The organism is Thermococcus aegaeus, from assembly GCF_055393685.1.
Window position 1 is genome coordinate 753,659 of record NZ_AP042464.1, and the last position, 9,577, is coordinate 763,235.

At 44.3% G+C, this 9,577-nt stretch carries 20 protein-coding genes; all 20 read right to left on the reverse strand.

Annotated elements, in window-relative coordinates; translation table 11 throughout:
* Positions 1-5: 5 nt before the first annotated feature.
* From ACZ5NL_RS04175 to ACZ5NL_RS04270, 20 genes are read right to left on the reverse strand one after another with little or no spacing between them, the layout of a single operon-like run.
* Positions 6-452, reverse strand: a complete 447-nt coding sequence (locus ACZ5NL_RS04175; RefSeq protein ID WP_464843080.1) for a 50S ribosomal protein L19e — start codon at positions 450-452, stop codon at positions 6-8.
* Between the two features lie 5 nt (positions 453-457).
* Positions 458-838 carry a 50S ribosomal protein L32e gene (locus ACZ5NL_RS04180; protein ID WP_004068311.1) on the reverse strand — a complete coding sequence of 127 codons (381 nt, stop codon included), beginning with the start codon at positions 836-838 and terminating at the stop codon, positions 458-460.
* A gap of 10 nt (positions 839-848) precedes the next feature.
* The gene (locus ACZ5NL_RS04185; protein WP_464843082.1) at positions 849-1,403 is read right to left on the reverse strand and encodes a 50S ribosomal protein L6; all 555 of its coding nucleotides are present in this window, start codon (positions 1,401-1,403) and stop codon (positions 849-851) included.
* 10 nt (positions 1,404-1,413) lie between these two features.
* Positions 1,414-1,806 carry a 30S ribosomal protein S8 gene (locus ACZ5NL_RS04190; protein ID WP_464843084.1) on the reverse strand — a complete coding sequence of 131 codons (393 nt, stop codon included), beginning with the start codon at positions 1,804-1,806 and terminating at the stop codon, positions 1,414-1,416.
* Between the two features lie 11 nt (positions 1,807-1,817).
* Positions 1,818-1,988 (reverse strand): 30S ribosomal protein S14, encoded by a 171-nt coding sequence (locus tag ACZ5NL_RS04195; RefSeq protein WP_004068318.1) that lies wholly within the window; start codon positions 1,986-1,988, stop codon positions 1,818-1,820.
* A 2-nt stretch (positions 1,989-1,990) separates the two neighbouring features.
* A complete protein-coding gene (locus tag ACZ5NL_RS04200) occupies positions 1,991-2,542 on the reverse strand; it encodes a 50S ribosomal protein L5 (protein ID WP_464843085.1) in 552 nt (183 codons plus the stop codon).
* Between the two features lie 11 nt (positions 2,543-2,553).
* Complete coding sequence (locus ACZ5NL_RS04205) at positions 2,554-3,300, reverse strand: 30S ribosomal protein S4e (protein WP_464843087.1); 747 nt, start codon at positions 3,298-3,300, stop codon at positions 2,554-2,556.
* Positions 3,301-3,302: 2 nt separating this feature from the next.
* Entirely contained in the window at positions 3,303-3,665 is a 363-nt protein-coding gene (gene rplX, locus ACZ5NL_RS04210; protein ID WP_004068324.1) for a 50S ribosomal protein L24, read from the reverse strand.
* Between the two features lie 10 nt (positions 3,666-3,675).
* Positions 3,676-4,101, reverse strand: coding sequence for a 50S ribosomal protein L14 (locus ACZ5NL_RS04215; RefSeq protein ID WP_004068327.1), 426 nt, complete (start codon positions 4,099-4,101; stop codon positions 3,676-3,678).
* Between the two features lie 5 nt (positions 4,102-4,106).
* Positions 4,107-4,442 carry a 30S ribosomal protein S17 gene (locus ACZ5NL_RS04220; RefSeq protein WP_004068329.1) on the reverse strand — a complete coding sequence of 112 codons (336 nt, stop codon included), beginning with the start codon at positions 4,440-4,442 and terminating at the stop codon, positions 4,107-4,109.
* 5 nt (positions 4,443-4,447) lie between these two features.
* On the reverse strand, positions 4,448-4,816 hold the full coding sequence (locus ACZ5NL_RS04225; protein ID WP_464843089.1) for a ribonuclease P protein component 1: 369 nt from the start codon (positions 4,814-4,816) through the stop codon (positions 4,448-4,450).
* Entirely contained in the window at positions 4,702-4,968 is a 267-nt protein-coding gene (gene yciH / locus ACZ5NL_RS04230; protein WP_238565091.1) for a stress response translation initiation inhibitor YciH, read from the reverse strand. Before yciH ends, ACZ5NL_RS04225 begins: the two co-directional genes overlap by 115 nt.
* A 36-nt stretch (positions 4,969-5,004) precedes the next feature.
* Positions 5,005-5,205: a 50S ribosomal protein L29 gene (gene rpmC, locus ACZ5NL_RS04235; RefSeq protein ID WP_464843091.1), complete on the reverse strand. Its 201-nt coding sequence runs from the start codon at positions 5,203-5,205 to the stop codon at positions 5,005-5,007.
* Positions 5,202-5,825: a 30S ribosomal protein S3 gene (locus tag ACZ5NL_RS04240; protein WP_252743206.1), complete on the reverse strand. Its 624-nt coding sequence runs from the start codon at positions 5,823-5,825 to the stop codon at positions 5,202-5,204. The genes rpmC and ACZ5NL_RS04240 overlap by 4 nt, the downstream gene beginning before the upstream one ends.
* Positions 5,826-5,829: 4 nt before the next feature.
* Positions 5,830-6,294 carry a 50S ribosomal protein L22 gene (rplV, locus tag ACZ5NL_RS04245; protein ID WP_464843093.1) on the reverse strand — a complete coding sequence of 155 codons (465 nt, stop codon included), beginning with the start codon at positions 6,292-6,294 and terminating at the stop codon, positions 5,830-5,832.
* Positions 6,295-6,305: 11 nt separating this feature from the next.
* Positions 6,306-6,704: a 30S ribosomal protein S19 gene (rpsS, locus tag ACZ5NL_RS04250; RefSeq protein ID WP_225806963.1), complete on the reverse strand. Its 399-nt coding sequence runs from the start codon at positions 6,702-6,704 to the stop codon at positions 6,306-6,308.
* Positions 6,705-6,714: 10 nt separating this feature from the next.
* Positions 6,715-7,434 (reverse strand): 50S ribosomal protein L2, encoded by a 720-nt coding sequence (locus ACZ5NL_RS04255; RefSeq protein ID WP_464843094.1) that lies wholly within the window; start codon positions 7,432-7,434, stop codon positions 6,715-6,717.
* Between the two features lie 11 nt (positions 7,435-7,445).
* The gene (locus tag ACZ5NL_RS04260; RefSeq protein WP_252743204.1) at positions 7,446-7,706 is read right to left on the reverse strand and encodes a 50S ribosomal protein L23; all 261 of its coding nucleotides are present in this window, start codon (positions 7,704-7,706) and stop codon (positions 7,446-7,448) included.
* 6 nt (positions 7,707-7,712) lie between these two features.
* A complete protein-coding gene (rpl4p, locus tag ACZ5NL_RS04265) occupies positions 7,713-8,480 on the reverse strand; it encodes a 50S ribosomal protein L4 (protein WP_464843096.1) in 768 nt (255 codons plus the stop codon).
* Between the two features lie 11 nt (positions 8,481-8,491).
* Positions 8,492-9,577, reverse strand: a complete 1,086-nt coding sequence (locus tag ACZ5NL_RS04270; protein ID WP_464843098.1) for a 50S ribosomal protein L3 — start codon at positions 9,575-9,577, stop codon at positions 8,492-8,494.

The following is a 9,577-nucleotide window of genomic DNA, read 5'->3' on the forward strand; positions in this document are numbered from 1 at the left end:
TTATATCACCTCTTCAATATCCCTTTCTCTTCCATGAACAGATAAAGCTGGTGTTTGCTCTTGAACTGACCACCCTTGGCCCTTATGTAAAGGTTGCGGTAGGTGTGTTCGTCAATCTTCTTCTCTGCCTTGAGCTTTCTAAGCTCCTTTCTAAGAGCTCTAATCGTCATCATCCATCTCTCTTTCTTGCCCATCCTTGCAGTCTTCTTACCTTTTCTGCTTCCATGCCCCCTGTGTCTTCCCTTTTTCCTTGCTTCTTGCTTAAGTTTTGCCCTGTATCTGCTTTGGCCCTTGATTGGCTTTTTCTTGATGACGCCCTCATTTATTAGCCTTCTAATGTCCTCTCTAGTGATAGCGGACTTAACATCATCAATCCTTTCAGGGTCTATCCAAACCCTATTCTCGCCACATTTCAAAAGTTCAGCAGCAATCCTTCTCTGCATCTTAAGCATGACCTTCACCTCGCGTTGAGCACCTTAATACCCAATTCCTTGGCCCTCTCAATTATCATGAGTCTCTTCTTCTTTCCGACTGTTCTAGCTATCCTAGCAGCCTGTCTTGTTGGGTCTATCATCTCAAGCTCTTTAACGTTGTGTACAAGCACTTCTTCGTAACCGCTTGGATGCAATCCACGAACTGCCCTTGGTGAGCTCCATCCAATGCTGGGTGATCTTGCCTTTCCTTTAAGCTTTAGTCTCATCTTGCTGTCTGTTCCTTTGGGTCTCCTCCATTTGGGATCATTCTTAAATTTGGGAAATCTCCACCATTCTTGCCTAAGAAACTTGGGCTTCTTCCTTTTGAGTTTGGCCCTTATTCTTAAGAGTCTCGCTTTTTCCATCAGTCTCACCTCAGAACTTTATAGGTTTACCAGCCTTTTCAACGATGTAAATACCATCTTGGAAGACTCTCCTATCCCTACCGGTAATTCTTGTCGCCTGCTCGATGTTTGCTGCAGTTTGTCCGACTTTTTCTTTGTCGATTCCCTCTACTATTATTTCGCCACCCATGACCTTTACTGTGACCCCGGGGAGTATCTCGGCAACTCTTGGTGCTTTTTCACCAAGGAAGTTTTCTATGTAAACCTTGTCTCCTTGCACCTTGACTGTTATTGGGAAGTGGCTGTAAACGACCTTAAGCTTGTAAGTGAATCCTTCCGTGACGCCCTTGATCATGTTTGCTATGTGGGCCTTGAATGTTCTTGCAATAGCTATGTCCTTTCTTCTTGGAAAGTCCTTGTAAACAACAACTTTGCCGTCTTCAGTGAATATCTTGACCCCTGGATAGCTGAGTTCTCTCTCAACTTCCCCTTTTGGTCCCTTCACCTTGACAAGGCTACCATCTATCTCGACCGTGACCTCTTCTGGAATCTCAACTTCTTCCCTCACCCATGCATCAATTGGCATTTCTCTCACCTCAGTAGACGTAAGCTATTAACCTTCCACCAACGCCCTTCTCAAGGGCTTCTTTGTGTGTCATAACACCTTGGGATGTTGAAACTATTAGGATACCAAACTCGAATGCTGGAAGGAATCTCTTTTCCCACTTTTCATACTCTCTGGCTTTTACTGAAAATCTTGGCTTTATTGCCCCTGCCTTGTTTATCTTTCCTAGGAGCTGAACCCTGTATATGCCTGCCCTCCCATCATCGATAAATTCAAACTCGCCTATGTATCCATTCTCTTGCATAACCCTAAGTACCTCTCCAATAAGCTTTGAGGCCGGCTTTATGTAAACCTCTTTCTTTCCAACTCTCTCGCTGTTTGTAATGTGAGACAAAGCATTTGCCAAAGGATCTAACAGAGTCATCTCATCTCACCTCAGTCGTATTTCTTAAATCCTAATTTTGGAGCTACCTCTCTAAAGCAGTGCCTGCAGAGCATTAGTCCGTGTATTCTAACTATTGGTCCAAATTGTCCACAGCGGATGCATCTTCTCGCGCCCTTACCAAACTTCCTCGGCTTTCTCTTGTTATAATCAGCCTTCGCCATAATCATCCCTCCACAATCTGGACTCCAAACTCTTCTTGCATGAAAACCATACCTTCTTCCTTTGTAAGCTTGTGTCTTGTGGGAATGTGGTGTCTCCTTCTCTTTCTTCTTGCAATCCTGTATCCTGGTCTTTCAAGTGTTACACAAACATCCATACCAAATATACCGATTTCTGGGTCGTATTCTACTCCCGGAATGTTGATGTGTTCATCAATACCAAAGCAAACGTTTCCGTGTTCATCAAAGCTGGACTCTTTAAGTCTGTTGTCAACGGCGGCCAATAGCCTTTTGAGCATGTCATAGGCTTTTTGACCCCTTAAAGTTACCTTGACTGCTATCGGCTCGCCTCTTCTAATTCCAAAGTCCCTGTTTGTTTTCTTTGCCTTCCTTCTTATTGGCTTTTGACCAACAAGTGATTCTAACATTGTCTCAGCCTTTGTAAGTCTCTCACCACTCTCACCAACACCAATGTTTATGGTGACCTTGGCTATCCTAGGCTTTCTCATAGGGTGAGCTTCCCAATCCGCCAAGATTGCCTCTCTGTTAGCTATCATTCCTTTTCACCTCACGGTAATGAGATCTTTGGTTCCTCTTTACCCAATACAAATGCGTAATCTTTCAAGGTATCAAAGAGCTCTCCTTCCTTGTCTTCAATGGTAACCACGTCTGGCCATCCACCTGGGAAGTGCCTGACTTCAACTATTTTTCCTACCCTTGCAACGTTCTTACCCTGAACAACGAATACATAAGCCCCAATCTCAAATGGGAGCACTTCAATTATTTCCCTCTCTGGGACTTTCATTAAGACAGTGTCTGAGGTCTTGAACTGATCCTTGGTCTCATCGGTGAGTGAACTGAGCTTGATTAGGTGGTTTGTTCCATCATGGAAGTTGAGCTGCAAGTTTCCTCCCTTTACCATTCTTTTGTTGTTTATCCTCAGTGGTTTTATTTTTGCCTCATCTTCGCTTATTGGGTGCAGAATAAGCTTTCCGATTCTGTTTGGAAAAACTCTATAGTGTTCCCCGGTTTCCGGTATTGAGACAACGTCCATGATACCAACTGGGAACTTATAGTCCTTTCTGACTTTTCCATCTACCAGAACTTTCCCTTCGTTGAGGATTTTTCTTGCTTCTCTACCAGTCTTTGCGTATCCAAGGTAATCCCTAACTATGTAAATGAGGGGAATTGATGTTTTCATGTTGTGCGGACCAGGGGAAGGTCTTACAGCCCACTTGTATGTCTTTCTCTCAATGTACCACTGAGTTGGAGCAGCAAGTCTCTTTAAGTGCCTCTTAGCACCTTTCCTCGCCATCTTCAAGCCCTCCTCTCAATTATCTTTTTCCTTCTCTCATCCTCAAGATTCAGCTCAACAATCATAACATTTGATGGGTGTATTGGATAGAACACCTCAGTACCGTTAACCTTCTTAAGGGTTGCTCCCTCAACGTGAATCCTGTACCTCTTGAGATCAACTTCCACAACCTTTCCTTCATGCCCTTTAAAGTCCCCTCTCATTATCTTCACTTTGTCTCCAGTCCTAATTGGAAGAGCTCTAATGCCGTACTTCTGTCTAAGTTCTTTTGAAAGAGTGGCACTAACTATCTTGTGTCTAAGATGAAGGGGAGCATTGTACAAAAACTTTCTTTGCTTTCTCGGTTGTTTGCTTTTTAATCTCATTTCTCTCACCTCACAATACTATACTCGCAATACTTCCTACTCTAACCCACTTCTCAGCGGCTTCTCTCGCGACAGGTCCTCTAACCTCAGTTCCTCTTGGAACACCTTCAGGTGTTGTAATGACAGCTGCATTGTCTTCAAATTTTACTCTCATTCCGTCAAGCCTCTTGTACTCTTTTCTCTGCCTTACGATAACTGCCCTAACAACTTGGTGCCTCATATCTGGTCTTCCCTTCTTTACCGTTGCAACTACCATGTCACCAACGCCCGCTGAAGCAAGTCTCCTTCTAACACCTTTGTAGCCTACTACCCCGATTATCTGGATAACTTTTGCCCCTGAGTTGTCTGCCACTTTGAGGTAGGCACCAATTGGTAGTGCTCTTGTAGGTCTAACTGGGGAGATACCTCTCGTAGCACCAGCACCTTTTTTTGCCATTATATTCACCTCTCCTCAGCTTTTTGGGTAACTGCAATAACTACAAAGCTCTTTGTTTTGCTAAGAGGTCTGGTTTCGGCTATGATAACTTTGTCTCCCGGCTTTGCATTGATGCATGGTGGGTTGTGGGCATGTATTCTGCTTCTTCTAAGTTCGTAACGCTCGTATTTCTTCAAGTAGTGATAGTGCTGTCTTTCAACGGTAACTGTATGTCTTGGCTTGTCACTAATGACAACTCCCTCAAACACTCTACCATGCACCTTAATGCGTCCGTGCCATGGGCACTTTGGATCATCACACTTCTCTGCGGGAGGTTGTATCCTCAATCCGATGTCTCTCATCTTTTTCACCTCTTTTTTAATCTCATCTCAGGCCTTCCAATTAGTTCTTCTCCCTTTATTCGTATTTTTTTATCGTCAATTTCAAACTCAAATTCCGCAACATTCTTGGGAACTATCCACACCCTTTCTCCAAGGATTGTGAGGGTGTTTCTCGTCTCGTCAATCACATATCCCTCAATACCTATCAACCCCGGATGAGAGCTTTTAATGACTTTGACTTTCAGGCCTATGAGCTCGTGCATTGTTATTGTTTTTCTGGTTACTCGACCTCTATTAATTCCTCTGAAAATCCAAGTTCTGCCAATAAGCGCTTCACCTTTTCTCTGTGATCTCCTTGGAGCTCTATTCTCCCGTTTTTGGCCGTTCCTCCGCATGCCAGTTTCGCCTTAAGCTTTTTTGCAATTTCTTCAAGGTTAAACTCTTTCTCATCGATTCCCTCTATTATGGTCTTGAGCTTTCCATAACGGGCCTTCTCAATGTAGACCCTAATCCTTTGCTGTTCCTTCAACACCTCTTTAAATAACATCTCATCCAGGGGGTTCACAATCCTAGGCACTAACCATCACCCTTTGCTCCTCAACTTTTCCTTCTTTATTGTTAAAAGGCGGGCGATATCCCTCCTAAGGTTCCTAATAACCATCGGGTTTTCTAAAGATGTTCCCATTGTAAGCATTCCTCTTTCCTTTGCAAGCTCAAGTCTTAGCTCTCTGATCTTGGCCTCTATCTCTTCCACGCTCATCTCCCTAATCTCACTTGGCTTCATTGCTCGCTCACCTCTTCTTCAATTGGTTTTTCTATGATCTCAATCTCATCCGGAAGTCTTGCGTCTGGTGGCATAATCGAAACTTTCACCCCAAGGACGCCAAGCTTTAGCAAAGCCTGTGCATAGCCCCTTGAAACTAAGGTTTCAGCAGGATTTCCAACTTTTGCAATATATCCCTGATAGAATCTCACGCTTTTAGCTCTTTCTCCTGTAAGCTTGCCGCTTATTCTGATCTCCACGCCTCTCGCACCGTTGTTCATAATTGCCCTTATTGCGGCATATGCAGCCCTTCTAAAGTGGACTCCTCTTTCCAATGCCTGAGCAAGCCTTGTTGCCTGAACCTTAGCGTTAAAGTAGGGGTTTTTGATTTCTTCAACCTCTATCTGGGGGTTTTCTAAACCAAATTGCCTCTCCAGTATCCTTGTAAGCTCCCTTATTTTTCTTCCGCCTCTTCCTATAACAAAACCCGGTCTCTCGGCAAATATAACAACCTTTGTCCCAAGGGGAGTCTTCTTGATGTCAAGTCCTCCATAACCCGCTCTTCTAAGCTCTTTCTCAAGATATTCATCGATGAGCATTTCCTTAATGCTTTCCTTTATGAAATATCTCTCGATTGCCATGAGCTCACCTCCTAATTTCCTCAACAACTATCTCGATGTGTGTAGTCTGCTCGTTGAATGGTGTGGCTCTTCCAAAAGCCCTTGGGATGTATCCTCTAAGCACTGGGCCTCTGTGAGCTGCAGCGTGAATAATCTTTAGTCTATCCGGATCAAGACCCTTCTGCTCAGCATTGTTCTTAGCATTGAGGAGAATCTTTTTGATTTCTTTAGCAACTTTCACAGGATACCTACCAGGTCCAAAACCTTTTCCTTTCTTGTGCCCCTGAGAGTCATTGAACCTTCTGAGGGGGATAGGTCTTCTCTTGGCTATTACATCATCAAGGAGCTTTATAGCATCGTTGAGCATCATTCCTTTAATTTCTCTGCAGACTTCTATTGAAAGCTTTGGAGATATTCTTAAATCTCTCCCGCTTGCCTTTGCCATTCTCTCTGGGTCAAAATTTTGGAAAGAGTAGGAAAACTTTGCCATTATCTACCACCTCACTTGATTGCAACGAACATCGATGACCTTGTAGCACCAACACCAGGTGAGCCGTGTTGGACTCTCTTTCTCGTTAGAGCAAATTCTCCAAGGTAATGTCCAATCATCTCTTCTTTAATCTCTACCGGGACAAACTCTTTACCATTGTGGACGTAAATTGTAATTCCAACCATCTCTGGAAGGATAACCATGTCCCTGCTGTGAGTTCTTATTGGCTTCTTATATTTACCCCTCTTTGCTAATCTAATCTTCCTAAGGAGTTTTTTCTGTTCAGGTGTTAATCCTCTTTTAAGGCTTCTTCTCTGTCTTGAGGGGAAAAGTCTAGCCAAGTCTTCAAGAGACATGTTCATTAGTTCCTCAAGGGTATAACCGCGATATTTAAATTCTTTTCTTGCCATTTACACCACCTCACTTTCTCCTTCCGGTTCTTCTCGCAGCTATATGACCGACTTTTCTTCCTGGTGGGGCTCTCCTTGAAACTGTACTTGGCTTACCAATGTGGTGTTCTTTACCACCGTGTGGGTGGTTGACTGCGTTCATCTTTACACCTCTTGGCTTAGGCCAGAACCTGTTTCTTGCCTTCATTATGTAGTATGCCTTACCTGCCTTGACTATTGGCTTTTCAAGCCTACCTCCACCAGCAACTACACCAATTGTGGCTCTGCACATTGGATTGAATGCCTTAAGCTCGCCACTTGGTAACTGAACAATTACTCTGTTCTTCTCTTTTGAAACCACTAGGGCGTAGCTTCCTCCGGCTCTCACGTACTTTCCACCATCGCCCGGGGATCCCTCAATGTTGTAAACGTATGTACCCTCTGGGATCTTTGCAAGTGGAAGTGTATTTCCAATTGCTATCGGAGCTTCGGGCCCAATATAAACCTCCTGATCAACTAAAAGGCCCTCTGGCGCAAGGATGAGTTTCTCAAGACCGTTCTCAAACTTAACCTTGGCAACCGGTGCGGTTCTTCCAGGGTCGTGGAGTATCTCAATTACTCTACCAGCGAGGGTCTTTTCTTGGGTGAAATTCAAGGGAATGTACTTAACCGCACCCCTATACCTGTGAGATGGTGCTCTGAAAGTTGTTGTCCCTTTTCCTCTCCTCTGTTGAATCAAACTCTTACCCATTCTCACTCACCTCAGAACAATCCTATTCTAGCAGCAACCTCACTTGCGCTATACTCAGGCTTCAATTTCACATAAGCCTTCTTTTCACCTTTCATTGTTATGAGGGTGTTTACTTTTTCCACTTTGACGTTGTATATTTCCTCGACAGCCCTCTTTATATCTTGCTTTGTGGCCCTTCTGTCCACTATGAAAGTAAGCTTGTTTTCTCTCTCAACCATGGAGATTGCCTTTTCTGTGACCACAGGTCGTATAATAACCTTATATGGATCCATCGCTCATCACCCATAAATCTCCCTTAATCTCTCTATTGCTCCCTTTGTCCATATTGTGAGCCTTCCAGGATGTGCACCTGGAGCTAACAGTTCCACACCCAAATTGTCCACTAAGACCACGTCAACACCTGGGTGGTTCCTTGCTCCCTGAATTATTCCCTCATTTTTGGCAACCACAATGAGTGGGCCTTTTGCCTTTTTGTATCTTCTGCCCCTCATCTTACCTTTTCCTGCTCTCACTTTGGTGTTTTTCTTTGCCCTCTCAATATCATCCCAGACACCAAGCTTCTTGAAAATTTCTCTAGTTTTTGCTGTCTTGTAAACCTTTTCCAGTTCATCCTCCACCACAAGAGGAACTTGAGGCAGGTTGTCCACTATGTGACCCCTCGCTTTAACTAAATCGTAGTTTGCAGTGGCAGCTATGGCGCTCATCAAGGCAAGTCTCCTTTCCTTCTTGTTGATGTCTTCCCATATTATCTTCTCGACTTTTGGTGGGTGGGTTCTTCTACCACCTCTGGCAAATGGAACAAATGCTGCAAACCTCGGGGAGGTCTTTATCCTTTCAACCCTTGCCATGCCGTGACCTTTTCCGATGTTCTCAGTAACCCTCCTCTTACCCGCAAGGGGATCTCTCCCCTGTGGTTGTATGCGGTGGGTCCATGAAGCGATGACAGCTCTTCTAATGAGATCTGGCCTGAAAGGTGTTTGAAATACCCTTGGAAGTTCAATTTCTTCAATTGGCTCGCCATCGAGTGAAAATACCTTAACTTTCATAAACCCTCACCTCATTGCTTTGATTCCCTACTAACGTATGTTATTTGTGGAGCCTCAACAGGTGGCTTCTTTGCTGGAGGTCTTATTGCCGGTCTTACCCTGATTATTCTTTTAATTGCTCCGGGTACCGTTCCAGCGATCATTAGGAAATCATTTCTCACTATTCCATAGTGGGGGAATCCTCCCTTTGGAGTGATCTCGATTTCCTCTCCATTAAGCTTGAGCTTTCCATTTTCCCCTATTCTCAAGAGCCTCTTGTTGAATTCAGTTCTATGGTGGAAGCCCATCTGTCCAGCTTGTGGAACCGTCCACATAACCCTAGCTGGGTGCCATGGACCAAGGTTACCGACGTGTCTTGCTTTTCCAGCTCTTTGAGCCTTGTGGAACTGGATCTTGATACCCCATCTCTTAACTGGGCCTTGAGTACCCTTACCCTTTGTGACGGCTATAATGTCAAGAAGCTCCCCTTCCTTGAGAACTTCACTTGCCCTGAGTTCTTTTCCAAGCTTTTCTTTGATGTAAGCGAATTTTTCCTCAACGCTTGTTCCACCAACAGCGTACTCCATGATCTCAGGCTTCTTCTTTATCCTTGCGAGCCATGGCTGAGTTGCCACAAGAGCCCTAACCTCAACCACCTCTCCAGACTTAACAAGATCCTCGAGCTCTCCAAGTTTTTGCTGGAAGGTCTCTTCGTTGTAGTTCTTTGGAAGGGTCTTAATCCTTCTCTCAAGAAGCTTGTAGAATGTTATGTTCTTTGCCTTCTTTGATGGGTAATTCTCGAGCTTGAAATCTGGAACCATGACCTCAGTCGCAGTTTCAAGTCCAAGGTAACCCTGCTTATAAGCCCTAACCCCATAGACTATCAATGGTGGAGCTTCGACTATTGTCACTGGCATGAAGATTTCCTTACCCTTCGTAAGCCCTGGAGCGTCGTCTATCATAAGTACATGGGTCATTCCAGCTTTGTATCCTGCAAATCCAAGCATCCTAACCTCTTGCTCTTGTGGCCACTTTCTAATTCTCGGGACTATGCTCTTGGCTCTTTTTCTTGGGGAATATGCCAATGAACCTCTTCTTGGTCTGCTAATTTTTCCCAT